This window comes from Nitrincola tibetensis (assembly GCF_003284585.1).
GTDB lineage: Bacteria > Pseudomonadota > Gammaproteobacteria > Pseudomonadales > Balneatricaceae > Nitrincola > Nitrincola tibetensis.
The window spans coordinates 1-19,049 of sequence record NZ_QKRX01000001.1 but is presented as its reverse complement, the minus strand read 5'-3'; the positions used below and the strand labels follow the sequence as shown (position 1 = coordinate 19,049).

Sequence of the window (19,049 nt, the reverse complement as noted above, 5' to 3'; positions counted from 1 at the left end):
GTTTGCCTCATTTAAAGCCATAAAGCTTATTATGTTTAATGTATTCCCACACTTGATCTGGCAGCAAAAAACGGGGTGTTTGGCCAAGTTGTATCAAGTGACGAATCTGTGTTGCAGAGATCCCTAGCGGCGTTAATTCATGAATTAAGACATGGCCATAGGGTTCATCTTTCAATTTTTGTGCATTGTTTACTTGATGCGCACGTGTATAGTTATCCATTATGGCATCTGGACGGTAGTCATACCCAGGCCTTGCCACTGCTATGATATGACAGAGCGACAGAAAAGTATCCCATCCTTGCCAAGTTGGTAGAGTTAAATACGCATCCATTCCGACGACCATAATAATCGGTCGATCGCTCCCTAGCTCTTCTCGATAAGAATGCAGTGTTTTTAGGGTATAGGATGGCGTATCCGAACTCACCTCTCGATCATCCACCGACAAACGCCAAGCATCCTGAGCCGCCAGCCTGACCATTTCTAACCTATGTTGAGCGGGGCAGACATCATAATGTTTATGAACGGGTTGTCCAGAGGGAACTAAGCACACTTGTTCACAACCTAACCACTGCTGAAGCTCAAGCGCTGAACGCAGATGTCCATTATGGATGGGATCGAACGTCCCACCCATGAACACAAAAGGATTCTGATCAATCTTCACTCAGACGCGTACCTGACCATCACCAAAAACGATGTACTTTTCTGATGTAAGCCCTTCAAGGCCAACAGGTCCGCGAGCATGTATTTTATCTGTGGAAATACCGATTTCCGCACCTAAACCATACTCAAAACCATCTGCAAAACGGGTCGATGCATTCACCATGACCGAACTTGAATCGACATCTCTTAGAAAGACACGAGCATCCGTGTAGTTTTCAGTAATGATTGCATCGGTATGGTGTGAACCATACTGGTTAATATGGGCGATCGCTTCATCCATTGATTCAACAATACGTATTGCCAGAACAGGTGCTAAATACTCTGTTGCCCAATCTTCCTCCGTTGCAGGCGTAATGCCAGGCAAACGATTCAATGTGAGAGGACAGCCTCTGAGTTCAACACCCGCCGCTTGATAACGCTCCGCTAGCTCAGATAGCACGTCTGAAACAATGGATTCATGAATCAAAAGGGTCTCCATGGTATTGCAGGTACCATAGCGATGGGTCTTAGCATTAATCGAAATATTGATCGCTTTGATTTTATCGGCGGCTTTGTCGATATACACATGGCAAATACCATCCAAGTGTTTAATGACAGGCACTCGTGCTTCTTTTGAAATACGCTCAATCAAGCCTTTGCCCCCGCGTGGAACAATTACATCCACATAGTCTGGCATGGTGATGAGATGGCCCACCGCTGCTCGATCTGACGTTTCAACAACCTGAATCACTTCAAGCGGTAAACCAGCGGCCTCTAGTCCTTGTTGAACACAGCGAGCAATTGCCAGGTTGGAATTCACAGACTCAGAGCCACCACGAAGAATCGCCGCGTTGCCTGATTTTAAGCAAAGACTGGCCGCTTCAACCGTCACATTAGGACGGGATTCATAGATAATACCAATAACACCGAGAGGCACTCGCATTTTGCCGACTTGAATACCAGAGGGCCTGTAGTTCATCCCCGTGATTCCCCCGATGGGATCAGGCAATGCCGCCACCTGATTGAGACCTTCGATCATGCCATCAATACGAGCAGGCGTCAGAGCTAAACGATCCAGCATCGCGGCATCCAGCCCTTTTTCACGACCTGCTATCAAATCTTTTTCATTGGCGCTCATCAACTCAGCACGTGCTTCGTCAATCGCCTTTGCCATTGCAAGCAGAGCTTTATTTTTTTGCTGCGTATCTGCTTTTGCAATCAGACGCGAGGCATGGCGTGCCTTTTGCCCCAAATCTATCATGTATGCTTCAGTATTCATGCGACTTACTTTCCCGTTTTATCTCGCTGCCGATACGCCATTATAACCTGCTATTCAACGGGGGTCATTCAAGGAATCATCTTCTCTGACAGGTGTGACTGAAGTAAGGTAACTGGTATCATATTTAATCTTACAAGTTGATCTTTTATTGCGGATTAAGCATCACATGAGCACCGTAGACTCAGACAAGGAAACACCCAAAGGTAACAGCAGCTTCAGAGCCCTGTTTGTCACCGCTATTATTATGCTTGCGGGCATCGTTCTCACCGCTATTTTGTTAAAAACGGATAGCCAACTCATGTCTGAGCGTAATGCATCAGAATTAAGCCAGTCATTGGCGCGCAGTGCCGGGGTCTTAATCCAACCCTTTTTACTGAATGACGATCGCGTTAGCCTTAATTACATTCTGAATGAACTCAGCTCTCAGCCAATGGTTACAGGAATGGAGCTCACCGATCCATCGGGTTTACGGCTAGGAATGGCCGGAGACACACAAGGAACGGTTTTCAGTGTGGAGCTGTCAGGAGCCAATGAAATACTCGGCAAACTCAGTATCTGGAGTGATGTAACACCCATTAACGCCATCGTTGAGCGTCAACACAAACTCATGCTCGCAGGTGCAGCAGGAACCTTTTTACTGACATTATTTTCGTTATGGTTAAGTATTTCAAGCCGTCCAGAGCGTGCGGTTAATCGCGTTAAGGAAACCAAAAATCGTTTTGATGCAGCCCTTAGCAATGCGATGAAAGAGCAAAATCAAAGTGATAGTCTGCCTGAGATCAATTTGGATGAATTATTACGTGAACCTGTTGATCTTAACTCCGATGCCATCCCGCAAGCCGCGTTTAGTAAGGCTGATATCATTCCGGAAAGAGCACCGGAAAAAGCACCAGACAGAGCACCAGAAATAACACCTAAGACCTCTGAAAGAATTCCCGAAAGAGCTCCGGAAAGAACACACAGCAGTATGTCTGTACAGGCACCGACTGAAGAAACTAAGCGGATTCAAGAATCGCCCATTCATGCTCATGACAGTCGCTCCAGCAATACACCCGCTGATACGCGTAGAGTCTTTGCCGATGTCAACGAGTATGCAGCCAGTGCTCGCCCGCTCGCAGATTCCATTCGTCGATCTCAAACTGCACAGACTCCAGCTCAACAACCAAAGTTTGTAGACGATGAGATTCCAGCCATCTCAACGTACTTAGACGACGAGCCTGAGCCACCTCTGCTCTACCCACATCATAACGAGAGTAAGTCTTCGGATATGGGAATGCGTGCCTCGCATAAACAAGAACTCAATGATCATGAACTCGTTTCACTGCTCAAACCCGAACCAAAACATCGCGTTATTCCTGAATTCAATCCTAAGGTCGCCATGTTGCATACCCACGACCACTTCCAACGCGGCTCTGATCCTGATGATGGCTTTGAATTAGAAGAAAGCTTTGGCAGAGCCATACGCGATGATGAGGATGAGTCACATTTTTCAATGCCCAATAACCCTCTTAGCGCAAGTCGAGAAGATAGCACACCTAATATCTATGCCTTTGAGCAGGACCTAGAGTTAGTGTTAGATGCCAAAGAAGCGGCCTATTTGATGCTAATCGACACCACCAGTGCTCATGCTGAATACGTTGATGAAGAGGAACGAGCTCAGCTCATAGGAGCCTATCAAGAGCTGGCCAACTCAGTCGCAGCCATCTATAACGCCGAAGTGTCGGAATGTAAAAATGGTGATTTATTACTGCACTTTGACGAAGCGCAAGAGGATGATACCCACGGCGTAAATGCGGTGTGCGCGGCAATGCTCTTTACCCATTTATACAAGCACTACAATCAAAGTCGGATTCGTTACTTCCAACCCGTCATGAACCTTCATATGGCGCTTGTCAGGGGACGTCGTGACAAACAAGATCGTTTACTTGAAGAAGCGCGTTTTTTAACACGTAATACGCATAGCAATGATTTGATCAGTCACACGGCGCTTACTGAAGCTCCAGAACTGAAGCGGTCTCTGTTAGATGGTGCCAATATCCGTCGTGAAAATGAAGACAAAGTCTTGATTTTGCACGTTGGAACCTCGTATCACGACCTACTTGAAAAACAAGCCAAACACTTATTAAGTAAGCTTGTATAAACGCCCCTCCCACCGCGACCAATCGTCCACGTATCGGTCGCGCTGGGAGTCATTCACCCGTGCCCTGACTATTCGCCACTGCTCTCTGGCTCTTTGTCAGATGCGTCTTGGATCACTATCAAACTATCCACACGCTGATAACCTCTTGGCAGTTTATTTCCACGACGTCCTCGCTCTCCTTGATAATGCTGCAAATCCTCGCCTTTTAACTTAAGGTGCTGACGCCCAGCATTCACCACTAGAGTTGCCTCAGCAGGAAGCACCGTTAACGCAACGAGTAATTCCTCACCCGAACTGGCTTTCGCCGAGGGTATATTCAGGATCTTATTACCTTTACCTTTCGCTAACTCAGGCAGCTCAGATACAGGGAACACCAGCATACGCCCTTCGTTCGTCACCGCAGCCAACAGATCCGATTCCGGCTGTTTCACCACCACTGGCGGCAATACTTTCGCGTTTGTCGGCAAACTGAGTGCCGCTTTACCGTTCTTCGTTTTGCTCGTCAAATCCGATACGCGTGTCACAAAGCCGTACCCTGCATCTGAAGCCAATAGCACCCGTTCAGAATCAGACGCACACAGCAGCGCATCAATGCTGGCCCCTTTAGGCAATGTCAACTTGCCTGTGACAGGCTCTCCTTGACCACGCGCTGAAGGCAGTGTGTGCGTATCCAGCGTGTAGCTGCGCCCCGTCGAATCCAACAACAGGGTTGGCTGATTCATACGCCCTGCACAGGCCAATTTGAAGCCATCGCCAGACTTATAGCTAAGCCCAGATGCATCGATATCATGGCCTCTCGCCGCACGAATCCAGCCCTGCTTTGATAAAACAACCGTCACTGGATCGGATGACAGCAGGTCTTTTTCGCTAAAAGCTTGTGACTCTTCACGCTCAACCAGAGGAGAGCGGCGCTCGTCACCGAACTCAACCGCCGCTTCTTCAATTTCTTTACGAATCAACTGACGCATTAACTCGGAGGAGCCCAGCGTGTCTTCAAGGTATTTGCGCTCAGCGGCCAACTCATCTTGCTCAGAACGAATTTTAAACTCTTCCAAACGCGCCAAATGACGGAGTTTCAGATCGAGAATAGCATCCGCTTGTATCTCTGAAATACCAAAACGAGCAACCATTTCTTGCTTAGGATTGTCTTCTTCCCGAATAATCCGAATGACTTCGTCGATATTTAAGTAAGCTACTAACAAACCTTCCAAAATATGCAAACGGTCCAATACTTTTTGCAAGCGATGCTGCAATCGACGCCGGACCACTTCGGTACGCCAGCCTAGCCACTCGACCAAGATCCTGCGCAGGTCTTTGACCTGAGGGCGACCGTCAACACCAATCATGTTCATATTGACGCGATAACTGCGTTCAAGATCGGTGGAGGCGAACAAATGCGCCATCAACTGCTCGGCATCGACTCGATTTGAACGTGGAATAATGACCAAACGCGTTGGATTTTCGTGATCGGATTCGTCACGCAAATCACTGACCATCGGCAACTTCTTTTGCTGCATTTGAGCCGCAATTTGCTCAAGCACCTTGGCACCCGATACCTGATAAGGCAAAGCCGTAATCACGATATCGCCATCTTCGCGCGTATAGACAGCGCGCATTTTGACAGAACCGCGCCCTGTCTCATACAGCTTACGCAGCTCAGACTTTGGCGTAATGATTTCTGCTTCCGTTGGCATATCCGGCGCTAAAACGAACTGAGATAGCTCCGTCACCTTTGCATCTGGAAAGTCCAACAAATGAATACACGCGCTTGCCACTTCACGTAGGTTATGAGGCGGAATATCCGTGGCCATGCCCACTGCGATCCCCGTCCCGCCATTCAAGAGAATATTGGGTAACCTTGCAGGCAACACTTCTGGTTCATCAAGGGTGCCATCAAAATTGGGCTGCCAATTAACGGTTCCCAATCCCAACTCTTTCAGCAATACTTCAGCATAAGGCGCTAAACGCGACTCAGTGTAACGCATCGCGGCAAAGGACTTTGGATCATCTGGCGATCCCCAGTTACCCTGACCATCTACCAAGGGATAGCGGTAACTAAAGGGCTGTGCCATCAACACCATGGCTTCATAACAGGCTGAATCGCCATGAGGATGAAACTTACCTAAGACATCACCCACTGTACGCGCTGATTTTTTATACTTCGCCGTGGCTTTAAGTCCTAATTCAGACATGGCGTAGACAATACGCCGCTGAACAGGCTTCATGCCATCACCGATATGGGGCAATGCACGATCCAAAATCACGTACATCGAATAGTCCAGATAGGCTTTTTCGCTAAAGGTTCGTAAGGGTAAACGTTCTGTTTCACCGTTGAAAGTGGTTTCAATCGCCATTAATAATTCCGATCAGTGCAAATTTTTTCCGTAAAAATCAATAAAGAGGCTTCACAATTACAACCCTGATACCATAATAAAGGTATTCACCCAATTGAGGAAAGATCATGGCTGTTACAAATAATCGTTTATTGCTCGAACTTGAAAAGTATCGTCGCGAAATCAATCGCGAGATTATTAATCCCGTTATTCCAGAGCTTAGCCTTGAAGACCTCAAACCGCTGCTGTCCATGGTAGCGCATACCCGCGCGGCTTACATCAGCGAGCTACTCGATATCGCCAATTTGTCACCGAACAGCGTTCCCTCCGCCGATCAAATCAAACAGCTTCGCAACTGCCGCGAAACCTTTGATGAACTCGTTGCTGCTGTCAATGCGTTGGAAACTGTTATCCAGCGTGACTATCTTGATGTCAAAAGCACGCAGCGTCACTCATGAAGTATCGTTTATTACATGCAGTTTGCATCTCGCTCTTGCTGACGAGCCTTCCAAGCTGGGCACAATGGCTAGCCCCTGAGCATCAATCTCACCCGCTCGTCGGAAAACTTTGGTACAGCGCAGATGATCGCTTCACAGATATTGATGAACTGATCGATAGCCTGCCATCCGGCAGCTGGCTACTCATGGGAGAACTCCACGACAATCCTGATCATCATCAACTTCAAACCCAAATGATCGAAGCGCTCGCCGCTCAATCACGCTTAGGCAGTGTTGCGTTTGAGATGGCCACGTCTGAAATGCAACGTGAACTTGATGCTTGGCTAGGCCGAGGACAGGAAGTAACTCCAGAGGATTTAGGATGGAGTCAAGGCTGGGGTTGGAGTCGTTACGAAGCACAAGTACGCGCCGCACTGGATCATGCCGTTGCTGTGATAGGTGCCGACTTACCCAGAGATGCACAACGTTCGGCATACCAAACGGGCGCACCGGAAGGGATTTTGGATCATGCGCATAGCGAGTTCATGAAGGATCTGTTGTTCAGTAGCCATTGCGAACAACTTCCACGAGAACACCTAGACAACATGCTTCAAGTCCAACTGGCTCGCGACCAACATATGGCTCAACGCATGACCCAATATCGAGTCAGTGACAAGGTCAATGTGTTCATCGCAGGTGCTATTCATACCCATCATGACTTAGGAGTACCCAGATGGATGCCAGCCTCGATACCTGTTAAGGTGCTATTGCTCAGTGCATTGAGTGAGTCAACAAATGCTCAAACCTATTTACCTTTATCCTATCCAGGGTCACCCCTCGCTCAATCAAGCGCTGATATCCTTTGGTTTACACCCGCCAATGCGCCTCAAGACTATTGCGCGGCTTTTAAATAACGGAGTTTATCTAGCGATGATGGATCACTCAGCAACATGGTTTAACCTACCCACCTTGATGGTGCGCAGTTTAATGGGTGGCCTATTTTGGTGGATTCTCAGTGAAGGCGATCCCTCTAGTTGGGTGATCGGCCTGCCAAGTGTATTGATTTGCAGCCTGATCAGCCTACGAGTCTATCCACCCTCGCCTTATCGAATTAACCCTATTGGGTTGCTCAGATTTGCAGGCTACTTCATGTATGCATCGCTTATTGCAGGGATTGATATTGCCAGACGAACACTGGATCGTCGCCTTCCCGTATGCTCCTGCATGACGGACTTTACGACTCAGCTCACAGGGTTGCCCTTATGGCTGTTTATGATCACCATGAGTCTATTGCCAGGAACTCTCAGTGTCAGAACCACTCAAAATGGCTTGAAAATTCATTGTTTAGATACACCTGAAAACATTCAGCCTGAACTCATTCGCTTGGAAAACTATATAGCTCGTGTTTTCTCATTAGAACCGCTACCTCATTAAGGGTTACAAAATGAACAGTCTTTATTCTATAACACTGGTAATTTTGCTCCTCTCATTGCTGATGGGTGTTTTTCGAATTTGGCGGGGACCAAGAATGGCTGATCGCATTATGGCGGCTCAACTGACAGGCTCCACTGGCGTTGCGGTTTTACTTATTTTTGCCGAGCTACAAAACCAACCAGCCGCACGTGACACGGCCTTGGTTCTGGCCTTACTTGCCATGCTTGTTGCCATCGCATTTGTCGGCCGCGTATGGGGATTCACTCGAGAAAAAAAGGACTCCTAGTATGAACTTACTCGTAATACTGCAGAGTTTTTTGCTGATCTCCGGTGCCTTAATGTTTTGCATCGGCTCACTCGGTTTGATCCGTTTTCCTGATACTTACACACGTATCCATGCCTTGACCAAAGCCGACAACCTCGGGTTAGGTCTTATTGTTTTGGCGCTCATTCTAAATATTGAGTCGGTCGCACTGGCCCTAAAATTACTGTTAATTTGGGGGCTTGTAATGATTGCCAGTGCACTCAGTGGTCATTTGGTGGCATGGGAAGCGGATGAGCAGTGTATTCCTCTGTGCCAACCCGGTGAAACTGAACCTCACTTGGAGTCTGAAAATGAATGAACTGATCGACCTGACGCTCATTTGCATCCTCCTTGGCTTAGCAACACTCAGCTTATTTACCCAAAGCCTGTTTCGCTCTGTGATGTTTTTTATCTTACTGGGACTTATTTTATCGCTGGTTTGGATACGTTTGGATGCCCCCGACATTGCCTTGGCCGAAGCTGCTATTGGAGCTGGCATTACTGGCATTTTACTATTGGACGCCTTGGCGCATTTGCGCGCGACCTCGAACACCCCACCGCAATTGCTACAACTTAAACAGCCTCGTTTTTGGCTCGCGCTTCTTTCAGGAACGGGAGTGATTCTGGCTCTAGGATTGGCAGTAAGCGAACCGCTGAGCCCAGTGGTGGCGCTTGACCTTAAGGTCAGCGAAAACTTGGCGGAATCAGGGGTCACACACCCGATTACGGCTATACTTCTCAACTTCCGTAGTTACGATACACTCCTTGAGGTGGCCGTCTTAGTGCTAGCCGCATTAGTGGCCTTGACCCTGCGCCAGTCCGATGAGCATCCAGTCGCTAACGAATTCTTACCTAACCAGCTACTCCACGCCTGTTTAAAACTGTTTTTTCCCATGATCTTTTTAGTCAGTATGTACTTACTGTGGGCCGGCTCAACCCAACCTGGTGGTGCCTTCCAAGCAGGTGCAGTGTTAGCCTCTGCATTCGTGTTGTTTTATCTGGTTGGCCTTAAAACCCAGCTCGCTCAAAATGAACACTATCTCAAACGAGGCTGGATCTTTGGCTTAGCTATTTTTGTTCTTGTTGGCGCCGTGCCGCTATTACAAGGGCAACCCTTCTTAACCTACCCAGACGCCCATGCAGGTGTCTTAATTTTATTGATCGAGCTTGGTCTAACACTGTCTATCGGATGGATTTTATTTAGTTTGTTTCTTTTGTCTCAAAGCGCCTCAACCTTTCAAAAGAAGGATACGCCATGAGTAGTTATCTAATATTCGCGTACGGAGGGGTTGGTTTGTGTGGTATTGGCGTGTTCGGATTTATACTGCACAGCCATTTATTACGACGTCTAATCGCCTTTAACTTACTGGGTAGCGGCACATTTTTGATTTTAGTTGGACTTTCTCAAAGTGGCCGTGGTCAGCCGGATTATATTCCGCAAGCGCTGGTGCTCACGGGTATTGTTGTTGCCGTTGCCGCAACTGCGTTGGCGTTGGTGTTAATTCGACGCTGGGCTGCACTGACAAAGCACGCCACTCTGCCTGAAGATCAGGGACCCTCATAATGGCCCACTTCCCTATCGCTGGACTCATTGTTTTTCCACTTTTAGGTGCCTTGGTATCGCTGGCGCTATCGAAACGCTGGCGCACAGTGATGTCATTTATACTCATCACCGCTTTGCTACTGAATAACGTGTCTTTGTTATTTCAATTTTATGGGCAAGGCACTTTCAACGAAGCGATGGGTAACTGGTCTGCCCCCCTAGGCATCGAGCTGAGAGTCGATGGTCTCGCTCTCATTTTTTCCTTGATGAGTGCGTTGGTCGCCAGTGTTTGTGCGCTTTACGCATGTGTTTATCTGAGTGCAACACAGCTTAAATTATTCTGGCCATTTTTCTGGTTTCTATGGGCGGCGCTTAACAGTATATGGCTCAGCTCAGACCTTTTTAATTTATACGTGGGCTTAGAACTCTTAAGCTTAGCGGCGGTTGGCCTAGTCGCCCTCAGTCGTGATGCCACATCTCTCGCAGCCGCTCTGCGCTATTTATTTGCCGCGCTCTTAGGCTCCATCGGTTACTTGCTTGGTGTTGCTCTGCTCTACGCAACTTACGGCACCCTGTCGCTGCCGGAGTTAAGTCAGCACTTTTCGCTGACACTGTCTTCAGCCGTGGCCTTAGGCTTCATGTGTATCGGTTTACTCATGAAAACCGCCGTATTTCCTATGCACAGCTGGCTACCGCCTGCTCATGGCGGTGCGTTGACTCCCGTCAGCGCATTGCTCTCAGCATTGGTCATCAAAGCCTCGTTTTACATCGTCTTACGCTTATGGACAGAGCTCTCCCTTGAAATTGCGTCCGCAAGTGCAGGTATGCTCATGGGTATTTTAGGCAGCGCGGCAATTCTATGGGGGGGATGGATGGCATTAAACCAAACGCATCTTAAGCTCGTCATTGCCTATTCAACACTCGCTCAAGTTGGCTATTTCATGCTGATTTTTCCATTACTTTCTCCTGTTGATGCTCATGCTAGCCACCTCGCCTTTCAGGGTGGGGTATTAATGTTGCTTGCTCATGCGCTGGCAAAAGCCGGTATGTTTCTTGCGGCCGGAAACTTGCTTTTCTGTTCGGGGCAAAAAGATCTGAAATCACTCGCAGGACTGAGTCGTTATCGCCCCTTAAATATTTTTGCGTTTGGTTTAGCCGGCGTCAGTATTATGGGACTTCCACCAAGTGGCGGTTTTAATGGCAAATGGCTATTAATTCAAAGTGCTATGTTGCAGTCTCAATGGGTATGGGTGGCGGTGATCATCATGGGTAGTCTTTTATCTGCTGCCTATATTTTTCGTGTTTTCTCCTACACCTATCGAGAGGTTGAAGGCGGAGACTCTTTTAAACAACCCGCTGCCGTTCTTGAATGGACCGCACTCAGCTTGTCAGTGTTAAGTATTCTTCTAGGGCTCGCATCGATGCTTGTGCTTGATTTGCTTCCAATATCGGCAGTGGTGGCGCAATGAGTTTTTTTGGCCTGTTGCCCCTCTGGGTTCTAATGACCTCCTTCCTAGCAGCAATAGTGATTTTCATGCTGCCAGAAGAGCGACATGGGTTGCGCTCAACCCTCAACCTTGTTGCAGCGGTGGTCAAGATCGGACTGATCATCTTACTTATCCGCCTTGTCGCACAACAAGAAACGCCCGAGGTGTCCTTAGAGATACTTCCGGGGTTATCCTTAGTTCTGCGCGCAGATGCACTGGCGATGCTGTTCGCTGGCCTGTCTTCTATTCTCTGGTTATGCACCACTCTTTACGCCATTGGCTATCTGGAAAACTCCCCTAATCGCAGCCGTTTTTTTGGCTACTTTAGCCTTTGCGTGGCCAGCACGATGGGGATTTCGCTTGCGGGTAACCTGTTCACCTTTCTGATTTTTTACGAACTCCTCACCCTTTCAACCTATCCCCTTGTCGTCCATCGTGGAACGCCACAATCGCTTAAAGCAGGGCGAACGTACCTCGCCTACACGCTCAGTGGCGGGGTCGTATTGCTCGTAGGGGTTGCCTTATTTTATGCCTTTGTTGGAGATCTGGCGTTTGGTCAAACGTCACAGATGGCTGAGTTTACTGAAACATCTCCAATCGCAAGTGCCATTATTTTTCTTCTGCTGATTGGTGGTATGGCCGTGAAAGCCGCATTGTTTCCCTTCCATGGCTGGCTACCCACTGCCATGGTTGCGCCTGCCCCAGTCAGCGCACTGCTGCATGCGGTTGCTGTCGTAAAAGCAGGCGCGTTTGGTATTATTCGAGTCATTTACGATGTCTTTGGTATCGAACTGGCTTGGCAGCAAGGTTATGTTTTACCCTTAAGCCTCTTAGCAAGCTTTACGATTCTGTATGGCTCATGGCGCGCGTTGCAACAAACCGATATTAAAAAGCGACTGGCCTTCTCAACTGTCAGCCAGGTTTCCTACATTGTTTTGGGCGTCACACTGCTCGGCCCTATCGGCACCGTTGGCGGGCTGGTTCATCTTCTGCACCAAGGTCTTATGAAAGTGACTCTGTTCTTTTGTGCAGGGAACTATGCAGAAACCTTAGGGATACACAAAATACACGAACTCAATGGCACAGGAAGACGAATGCCCATGACCAGTGCCGCATTTACCCTTGGCGCACTGGGCATGATTGGCATTCCGCCCGTTGCTGGGTTTATCAGCAAGTGGTATCTCGGAACGGGCGCATTGGCGGCGGGAATGGATTGGGTTATTTGGGTCCTCATTGGCAGCAGCCTGCTAAACGCGGCCTATTTTTTGCCCGTGCTGTATCGTATCTGGTTTTTACCGCAACAAGGTCAATGGCCACATGAAGCCTTCACGCAATGGCGTGACACAGCCCCCTTACTGCTCATTCCAGCTTTAATTACGGCCGCATTAAGTGTTGCGGCCGGCTTATTTGCGGGTTCAGACCTCAGCCCACTGAGCTGGGCTCGACTCATTGTCATTCGGGAGTATCAACCATGACTTTTTTTCAGTTTTGGCTCTTCATAACTCCCTGTCTGCCTTTGATATTACTATTGGCATTTTTACATCCTGCTAGCCGGGCAATGATTCCCTACTTGGCTATTTTAGCGCCACTGCCTGCCCTCTTGCTAAGCTTTATGCCGAGTCAAAGTCTAGAACTACCCTCATTGTTTTTGGGCAGTCTGTGGGGAACCGACTTAACCCATAAAGTATTCCTTCGCTTCACGTCCTTATTGTGGATTTTTTCAGCTTGCTTTGGTCTAGGCTATTTAAAAAGTGATCAAAATGCGAATCGCTTTTGGCTGCTATGGCTAATGACACTCGCAGGCAACCTTGGTTTGCTCATCAGCCAGGACATCATTAGCTTTTATACGTTTTTTGCGTTAATGACCTTCTCAGCCTATGGGCTGGTTATTCACACCCGACAAGACAATGCCCTATTTGCTGGACGCATTTATTTAGTGATGGCCGTTTTGGGTGAAATGCTGATTCTCGGGGGATTGTTTTTAACCAGCGCAGCCTCTGCCCACTCCACACTTATTTTTGCAGAACTGAAAACGCACTTACCCCAAGCCGAGAACCTATGGGTTCCCCTAACCTGCCTATTTCTTGGCTTTGGCGTAAAAGCTGGGCTTCCATTTTTGCACATGTGGTTGCCCCTAGCTCATCCTGTCGCCCCCACTCCGGCCAGCGCCGTTTTGAGTGGAGCCATGATCAAAGCGGGATTGTTCGCATGGCTATCCATCTTGCCTTTCGGCATGATTGCTTTGCCCACTATGGGACTGATCATGATATTGATCGGACTTTTGGCGGCCTTTGTTGCAGGAGGCATAGGGCTATTACAAACGCTTCCCAAAGCCGTTCTTGCTTATTCAAGCATCAGTCAAATGGGCTTGATCACCTGCGCCTTGGGTGCAGTATTCATCGCTCCAGATATCTGGAGCGTTCTGCTACCGACGCTTCTACTCTTTGCCTTTCATCATGCCATTGCCAAAGGTGCCTTATTCTTATCCGTCGGGCTTAAGGATCGCTATCAAGGCGTGTCCTTATTGATGATTGAAATCGGTATTTTAGTGCCTGCTTTGTCGCTGATCGGTGTCTTTAACAGCGGTATTCAAGCAAAGCTAGCACTTAAGCATGTATTAGACCAAGACGCTTTACCCATTTGGTTGCTGCCCAGCATTACGGCAAGCGCTCTGGCCACGACCTTACTCATGTTTCGCTTTCTAAGCCTATTGTGGAAAGAAAAAAGTCCGACCCCTTCTGCACTGCCACTTAGCATGAATTTAGGATGGGGTGGTTTGGTGGTCATCTGTGGTTTGGGGCCAAGTCTGTTAATCCCTGAGTTGGATCTACCTTCGGTTTTATCTCAGTGGAGACACTATCCTAGCCTGCTTCTAGTGCCCGGATTAACGCTTGTTGCTTTGTATTTTGTTGGGTCCTATCTGCGTTTTCAAATACCCACTGGAGATATTATTTACCCGTTAATAAAAATAAAAGAGGCCTGCGCAACCCGGATAGATCGACTGACCTCACGCAACGCTTTACGTGTTGAAGGACAAGAAACCAAGCCAGGATTTTCACTGCCGACCTTAATCGCACTTAACCAAGCAGAAAGAACTATACAAAGCTACTTATCTGCTTTTTTTGGACTGTTAACTCTGGTTTTAATTGTGTCGCTTTACGCCTTACGTTGATGTAGAGGTTGATGAAGGAGCCTCAAGCAGCAGTCCACGCATTAACATCTTTACAACCCCCTCGTGCTCATCCTCCAAAGAGTTACTGAGTGTTCTAGCGCACAGAAAACCGCCGCGTTTGTCGCCATATTGAGGGTTCAACAAATTAACTATCAAGGCACCACAATGAAATCCTCAGACAAAACATCATCTCTGTCCAACGAGTTTTCTAACATCATTAAAGACTTTGAATCACTTCTCAAGGAAGCAGATACCCTAGGTGGAGAAGAATTTGCAGACGTGAAGGAAAAACTTCTATCTCGCTTAACTTCCGCCAAAAAAGAGATGACCAAACGTGGCCTAGACATGGCAGATAAAGTGCATGAAACCAGTGCAGAAGTCTCCGAAAAGATCTGTGACGAACCCTGGAAAGCCGTGGGTACGGCTGCTGTTGTTGGTCTTCTGATCGGCTACCTGTTTACACGCAGATGAGTTCAGACCAGTCAAAAACCAGCATGGGATCAACGGCTAGCGCACTGCTTGCCCAAGGTTCACTCTACAGCCAATTGGCTTGGGTTGAGTTGACGGTCGAAAAACGTCGGTTGATGGGAATGCTATTGCTGTTGTTGGTAGGTGCTTGCCTGCTAACCAGCCTTCTGGTTTCACTGACGATCTTGCTACTGCTGGCCAGTTGGGATACACCTTATCGCATCTCTGCTCTGGTTGCTGCAGCCGTGGTCTATTGCGCAGGTTTTACCATCCTATGCCTAAGGTTCAATGCTCTGGCGAGAAAAGGCGACCAAGCGTTTTCCGACACCCGAGAGGAACTGGCAGAAGATCTTGAACTCATACGCAAAAGGTTTGAACAATGACATCAGTCCCGAACTCAAACAACCAACGCAAGGTGCTCCGCCAACAGCTTCAGGTGCAAAGAGAGAAGTTGAGACGCATGTTCAACCCTGAACCGCCATCCGACAATGATGCCTTTCCTCGCAGCATGGCCCTACGCATGCTAACAGGTAAGTCGACATTAATGATGATCTTCCTAGCAAAAGCCCTGCCTTTGTTGTTGAGATTTTACATGGCTAGGTTTTCCAACAAGACCAACAGATAAGCGTCACCTTACCCCTTTAACACAGTTTTGCTTAGGCTGGGCGCTATGCTCCCAGTCAACGGAGCCTTGTGCCCAAGCCGCTACTCTTGCTCATCCTGTAACCCATCCACGTTGAAGTCTCGACTGAAGATCTGCCAGAATACAAGAAATAACGCGGCAATCAACGGCCCTACAACAAATCCGTTAATACCAAATGTCATCAAGCCTCCCAGCGTGGAGAGCAATACCAACCAGTCAGGTAACTTAGTATCTCGACCCACCAAAATTGGCCGTAGAATGTTGTCTGCTAAGCCAATCACCAGCACACCATACAGCACCAGCACCACTGCAGAGCTCACCTCACCAATGGCAAACAAGTAGATGGAAAATGGTAGCCAGATCACTCCAGCGCCAACGGCTGGAATCAATGACAGCATAGCCATGCCAACTGCCCATAGAACGGGAGCATAGATGCCCAGTATCCAGAAGATAATCCCCCCTAGTGTTCCCTGCACAAGGGCCACCACCAAATTCCCCTTTACGGTAGCACGGCTCACCTTCACAAACTTAGAAAACAACAGTCGTTCACGCTCTTTGCCCAAGGGAAGTGCACGGGCAACAAGATCCACCAGACGAGAACCGTCTCGCAGCAGAAAGAAGGTCAGATACAGCATCAGTGCTAAACTGAGGAAAAACTTAAAGGTGCTCTGCCCCAGAGAAAAAACATTCTCCGCTGCAAAACCACTCGCGGCCAAGGCGCCAGACGAGATATGTTCTTTAAGAGAATCGGCCCCCACGCCAAACCAATCCAAGGGACGCTGCAAGAGAGGCAATGCCGACTGCAGACGATCGACATAGGCCTCGGGATCAATCTCACCAGAATCGATTTTTTCATAAAGAATGGCGCCTTCCCGTACAAAAGACGCCAGTAACAGCAAAATGGGAATCACCGCCACAACAGAACATAGCAACAAGGTGGTCAAGGCAATGAGGTTTGGCCTGCTACCCCAGCGCCGCTGTAATTTTGTCTGAAATGGGTAAAACAGCAGACTGATGACACACGCCCAGAACACGGGCGTGAACAGCGGTTTGAGGAGATAAAAAAACAATAGGCTGACCAACATCAGCAGCAATAAGAAAAAGTATCGTTGTAGGCTACTGCCAGTGTGTATCCACTGATTTGTCATGATTGTGTTTCCAGCACCACGGCACGATGACCATAACGCCCAGCAAAAAACACATCGGTAAAGTAGCGCATAAAACGCACAGTGGAAAGAGCGATGCGATCAGACATATCCTGCGGAGGGAAGTGAACCGCCCGCGTTTCACCTTCTATTTTTTTCATCCTAACTCCTGCTCCATTTTTAAATAGTGGTTCATACTATTTTAGGGGACTGATCGCCGCGCTAATCGGGCGATGATTTACACGAACTTTGCTACATCTATAGTGTTTTGTTTTGCTTGCTAATAACCTCCACCACGGCATTCGCCGAGCGCACAGCGGATTCCAGCAGCGGCACGCCTTCGTATGCCCAAGAACCACAGAAGAAAACTTTACGTCCAGGCTGGCAGTGCCATTGCCCAAGGGCTTCGTGGACACGAGCCGTGCCAGAGTGGACGACGGCGCGCTCCAATGGCACCCGATACAGCACAGTGTCGGGATCTGGTTCGAACAGCGGGTTCCAAGTCTGGAAGATCGGCGCGTGGCCCTTGAGCGTGGGTTCCACCTGATTAACCCAGACGGTAAACATGGGCTTTGCCAGTGCCTCATCCATCTGAAAATTTAGCACAGTCCAGTCCTCTCTCTTCGAGGGCATGAAGCGTGGATCCTGATGAACCCAGAGTTCACCTGAGTCGAACTCGATGCCTTCCAGCATTTTCCGCTCCTCGCCAAACTGTGCATCATTTAAAAAACCAAGCTGATTCGCCTGCGTGGCCACAATGACTCGGTCGAACACCCCACCCTCACCTCGCTTGTTATAGACCTTTACCCCTTCCTCACAGATCTCAACCTGTGCCACGGGACTACCGGAATGCAGCGGCAAGCCTTTGGCCAGACCTTGAACCAGCGTAGATGTGCCGCCCGTGAGGCGGTAGAGTCTAGAACCGTGGAGGATTCCATGCAGTAACGACAGCAACTGCACTGCTGGCCAGTTGAGCAGATATTTTTCTTCGCAGGTACAGATGGTGGTGAGGATCGGCAGCACCAGCCCACGCCAAAACAGTGGATCAAACCTATGCTGTTCAAGAATTTTACCCAAAGTCGCATCACTGCTAAGGTGTTCGAGCTTTCGAGTGAGGCGTCCCAGCTGCCAGATACCGAAGCACACGCGCATTGCACGGACATCCAGGTAGCGCCAAGAACCGATAAAAGGCCAGCCTAGAATTGGAACTTCCCCGCTGCGAAACCAGGTGTGACGATTGCTCCAACTGCAAGATGCATGAGTGCGTACTTCGAAAATGTCCACCCCCACCTCTTTGGCGAGTTCGAGCAGGCTTGGCCAAGCATCAGGGCTCATCACACGCAGGGGGACATCAACTAAGCCGCCCTCCACCGTCAGAGCATGAGCATCCATGCCATGGCTATGGAGGGCTTCGAATAGGGTGACCTTGTGGCCTGCGCATCCGGCCCGATACGCGGCCGCCAGCCCTGCCATGCCACTGCCAATCACTGCTATAGAATAGGTCACTGTGAACGTTTGTCTGAATTTTCGAAGTAGCGGATGATATTTCTCCCTTCTTTTTTTGCTTGATACATTGCCAAACCGGCCAACTTAAGGATGTCTTCTTGACTGGCTTGATGATCGATGAAAAGTGGCACACCGATACTAGCGCTGCAATGATGCAACACTGTCGTCTCGGACTCTCTCTCCATCGCCGTGCGAGTTTGTAGACTTTTATAAAAATGCAATAAAATCAAGCCTCCCACTATGGTAATAATAGCGTAAAACATAAAAGACTGGGACAAAACAGACTTCCCTCTTAGTTTGATATGAAGCATCGAACGGCGCGTAAACGTATCAACTTGCGAGTATTGCAGCAGGTGTAGGCCGCGAGAACCATCAACAAATAACCACTCTCACGACGCCGGTAGTTTTCAACCCAGTTGTCCAAAATACTATGCTTAAGCTGCTTGTTTGTTGAGTGCCATTTCTTCAAGTCTTGCGGGATTTAGTGAGACGGCACCTTTAGGCTCCCAATTTCGAGTT

General features: G+C 48.6%; 21 protein-coding genes. 14 read left to right on the top strand and 7 right to left on the bottom strand.

Annotation, left to right across the window (positions count from 1 at the left end):
* Positions 1-7: 7 nt before the first annotated feature.
* Both nadD and DN062_RS00100 read right to left on the bottom strand, forming a co-directional pair.
* On the bottom strand, positions 8-661 hold the full coding sequence (gene nadD, locus DN062_RS00105) for a nicotinate-nucleotide adenylyltransferase (protein WP_239995638.1): 654 nt from the start codon (positions 659-661) through the stop codon (positions 8-10).
* The gene (locus DN062_RS00100) at positions 662-1,918 is read right to left on the bottom strand and encodes a glutamate-5-semialdehyde dehydrogenase (protein WP_112156528.1); all 1,257 of its coding nucleotides are present in this window, start codon (positions 1,916-1,918) and stop codon (positions 662-664) included.
* 166 nt (positions 1,919-2,084) lie between these two features.
* Here DN062_RS00100 and DN062_RS00095 point away from each other — a divergent pair, with 166 nt between their 5' ends.
* Positions 2,085-4,058, top strand: a complete 1,974-nt coding sequence (locus DN062_RS00095; protein ID WP_112156527.1) for a hypothetical protein — start codon at positions 2,085-2,087, stop codon at positions 4,056-4,058.
* Between the two features lie 68 nt (positions 4,059-4,126).
* Here the strand turns inward: DN062_RS00095 and parC are convergent, their stop codons facing one another.
* Entirely contained in the window at positions 4,127-6,412 is a 2,286-nt protein-coding gene (gene parC / locus DN062_RS00090) for a DNA topoisomerase IV subunit A (protein ID WP_112156526.1), read from the bottom strand.
* Between the two features lie 107 nt (positions 6,413-6,519).
* Here parC and DN062_RS00085 point away from each other — a divergent pair, with 107 nt between their 5' ends.
* The 13 genes from DN062_RS00085 (at position 6,520) to DN062_RS00025 (ending at position 15,861) form a co-directional block, all read left to right on the top strand.
* Positions 6,520-6,849: a hypothetical protein gene (locus DN062_RS00085; protein WP_112156525.1), complete on the top strand. Its 330-nt coding sequence runs from the start codon at positions 6,520-6,522 to the stop codon at positions 6,847-6,849.
* Positions 6,846-7,742 (top strand): ChaN family lipoprotein, encoded by an 897-nt coding sequence (locus DN062_RS00080; protein ID WP_112156524.1) that lies wholly within the window; start codon positions 6,846-6,848, stop codon positions 7,740-7,742. The genes DN062_RS00085 and DN062_RS00080 overlap by 4 nt, the downstream gene beginning before the upstream one ends.
* Before the next feature lie 16 nt (positions 7,743-7,758).
* Positions 7,759-8,262 carry a Na+/H+ antiporter subunit E gene (locus DN062_RS00075; RefSeq protein WP_162301221.1) on the top strand — a complete coding sequence of 168 codons (504 nt, stop codon included), beginning with the start codon at positions 7,759-7,761 and terminating at the stop codon, positions 8,260-8,262.
* 94 nt (positions 8,263-8,356) lie between these two features.
* On the top strand, positions 8,357-8,548 hold the full coding sequence (locus tag DN062_RS00070) for a monovalent cation/H+ antiporter complex subunit F (RefSeq protein ID WP_205126610.1): 192 nt from the start codon (positions 8,357-8,359) through the stop codon (positions 8,546-8,548).
* A 1-nt stretch (position 8,549) separates the two neighbouring features.
* Complete coding sequence (locus DN062_RS00065; RefSeq protein ID WP_112156521.1) at positions 8,550-8,885, top strand: cation:proton antiporter; 336 nt, start codon at positions 8,550-8,552, stop codon at positions 8,883-8,885.
* Positions 8,878-9,825, top strand: a complete 948-nt coding sequence (locus DN062_RS00060) for an MnhB domain-containing protein (RefSeq protein ID WP_162301220.1) — start codon at positions 8,878-8,880, stop codon at positions 9,823-9,825. Before DN062_RS00065 ends, DN062_RS00060 begins: the two co-directional genes overlap by 8 nt.
* Positions 9,822-10,130, top strand: a complete 309-nt coding sequence (locus tag DN062_RS00055; RefSeq protein WP_112156519.1) for an NADH-quinone oxidoreductase subunit K — start codon at positions 9,822-9,824, stop codon at positions 10,128-10,130. Before DN062_RS00060 ends, DN062_RS00055 begins: the two co-directional genes overlap by 4 nt.
* On the top strand, positions 10,130-11,578 hold the full coding sequence (locus DN062_RS00050; RefSeq protein WP_112156518.1) for a complex I subunit 5 family protein: 1,449 nt from the start codon (positions 10,130-10,132) through the stop codon (positions 11,576-11,578). The genes DN062_RS00055 and DN062_RS00050 overlap by 1 nt, the downstream gene beginning before the upstream one ends.
* Entirely contained in the window at positions 11,575-13,071 is a 1,497-nt protein-coding gene (locus DN062_RS00045; protein ID WP_112156517.1) for a complex I subunit 5 family protein, read from the top strand. The genes DN062_RS00050 and DN062_RS00045 overlap by 4 nt, the downstream gene beginning before the upstream one ends.
* Complete coding sequence (locus DN062_RS00040; protein WP_112156516.1) at positions 13,068-14,768, top strand: complex I subunit 5 family protein; 1,701 nt, start codon at positions 13,068-13,070, stop codon at positions 14,766-14,768. Before DN062_RS00045 ends, DN062_RS00040 begins: the two co-directional genes overlap by 4 nt.
* A gap of 165 nt (positions 14,769-14,933) precedes the next feature.
* Positions 14,934-15,239: an ElaB/YgaM/YqjD family protein gene (locus DN062_RS00035; protein WP_112156515.1), complete on the top strand. Its 306-nt coding sequence runs from the start codon at positions 14,934-14,936 to the stop codon at positions 15,237-15,239.
* Positions 15,236-15,619: a phage holin family protein gene (locus tag DN062_RS00030; RefSeq protein WP_112156514.1), complete on the top strand. Its 384-nt coding sequence runs from the start codon at positions 15,236-15,238 to the stop codon at positions 15,617-15,619. Before DN062_RS00035 ends, DN062_RS00030 begins: the two co-directional genes overlap by 4 nt.
* Positions 15,616-15,861 carry a hypothetical protein gene (locus DN062_RS00025; protein WP_112156513.1) on the top strand — a complete coding sequence of 82 codons (246 nt, stop codon included), beginning with the start codon at positions 15,616-15,618 and terminating at the stop codon, positions 15,859-15,861. The genes DN062_RS00030 and DN062_RS00025 overlap by 4 nt, the downstream gene beginning before the upstream one ends.
* Before the next feature lie 80 nt (positions 15,862-15,941).
* Here the strand turns inward: DN062_RS00025 and DN062_RS00020 are convergent, their stop codons facing one another.
* The 4 genes from DN062_RS00020 to DN062_RS00005 form a co-directional block, all read right to left on the bottom strand.
* On the bottom strand, positions 15,942-17,027 hold the full coding sequence (locus tag DN062_RS00020; RefSeq protein ID WP_112156512.1) for an AI-2E family transporter: 1,086 nt from the start codon (positions 17,025-17,027) through the stop codon (positions 15,942-15,944).
* Positions 17,024-17,185: an alternative oxidase gene (locus tag DN062_RS00015; RefSeq protein WP_112156511.1), complete on the bottom strand. Its 162-nt coding sequence runs from the start codon at positions 17,183-17,185 to the stop codon at positions 17,024-17,026. The genes DN062_RS00020 and DN062_RS00015 overlap by 4 nt, the downstream gene beginning before the upstream one ends.
* Before the next feature lie 97 nt (positions 17,186-17,282).
* Entirely contained in the window at positions 17,283-18,512 is a 1,230-nt protein-coding gene (locus tag DN062_RS00010; RefSeq protein ID WP_275668086.1) for an FAD-dependent oxidoreductase, read from the bottom strand.
* A gap of 14 nt (positions 18,513-18,526) precedes the next feature.
* Positions 18,527-18,808 (bottom strand): diguanylate cyclase domain-containing protein, encoded by a 282-nt coding sequence (locus DN062_RS00005; protein ID WP_162301219.1) that lies wholly within the window; start codon positions 18,806-18,808, stop codon positions 18,527-18,529.
* Between the last annotated feature and the right edge of the window lie 241 nt (positions 18,809-19,049).

Bases quoted from the DNA above. Each gene is read 5' to 3' on its own strand.
- DN062_RS00015 (WP_112156511.1), bottom strand. From the start codon at position 17,185: ATGAAAAAAATAGAAGGTGAAACGCGGGCGGTTCACTTCCCTCCGCAG.
- DN062_RS00100 (WP_112156528.1), bottom strand. From the start codon at position 1,918: ATGAATACTGAAGCATACATGATAGATTTGGGGCAAAAGGCACGCCAT.
- DN062_RS00030 (WP_112156514.1), top strand. From the start codon at position 15,236: ATGAGTTCAGACCAGTCAAAAACCAGCATGGGATCAACGGCTAGCGCA.
- DN062_RS00035 (WP_112156515.1), top strand. From the start codon at position 14,934: ATGAAATCCTCAGACAAAACATCATCTCTGTCCAACGAGTTTTCTAAC.
- DN062_RS00040 (WP_112156516.1), top strand. From the start codon at position 13,068: ATGACTTTTTTTCAGTTTTGGCTCTTCATAACTCCCTGTCTGCCTTTG.
- DN062_RS00075 (WP_162301221.1), top strand. From the start codon at position 7,759: ATGATGGATCACTCAGCAACATGGTTTAACCTACCCACCTTGATGGTG.
- DN062_RS00020 (WP_112156512.1), bottom strand. From the start codon at position 17,027: ATGACAAATCAGTGGATACACACTGGCAGTAGCCTACAACGATACTTT.
- DN062_RS00060 (WP_162301220.1), top strand. From the start codon at position 8,878: ATGAATGAACTGATCGACCTGACGCTCATTTGCATCCTCCTTGGCTTA.
- parC (WP_112156526.1), bottom strand. From the start codon at position 6,412: ATGGCGATTGAAACCACTTTCAACGGTGAAACAGAACGTTTACCCTTA.
- DN062_RS00080 (WP_112156524.1), top strand. From the start codon at position 6,846: ATGAAGTATCGTTTATTACATGCAGTTTGCATCTCGCTCTTGCTGACG.
- DN062_RS00050 (WP_112156518.1), top strand. From the start codon at position 10,130: ATGGCCCACTTCCCTATCGCTGGACTCATTGTTTTTCCACTTTTAGGT.
- DN062_RS00085 (WP_112156525.1), top strand. From the start codon at position 6,520: ATGGCTGTTACAAATAATCGTTTATTGCTCGAACTTGAAAAGTATCGT.
- DN062_RS00045 (WP_112156517.1), top strand. From the start codon at position 11,575: ATGAGTTTTTTTGGCCTGTTGCCCCTCTGGGTTCTAATGACCTCCTTC.
- DN062_RS00095 (WP_112156527.1), top strand. From the start codon at position 2,085: ATGAGCACCGTAGACTCAGACAAGGAAACACCCAAAGGTAACAGCAGC.
- DN062_RS00025 (WP_112156513.1), top strand. From the start codon at position 15,616: ATGACATCAGTCCCGAACTCAAACAACCAACGCAAGGTGCTCCGCCAA.
- DN062_RS00055 (WP_112156519.1), top strand. From the start codon at position 9,822: ATGAGTAGTTATCTAATATTCGCGTACGGAGGGGTTGGTTTGTGTGGT.
- DN062_RS00070 (WP_205126610.1), top strand. From the start codon at position 8,357: ATGGCTGATCGCATTATGGCGGCTCAACTGACAGGCTCCACTGGCGTT.
- DN062_RS00065 (WP_112156521.1), top strand. From the start codon at position 8,550: ATGAACTTACTCGTAATACTGCAGAGTTTTTTGCTGATCTCCGGTGCC.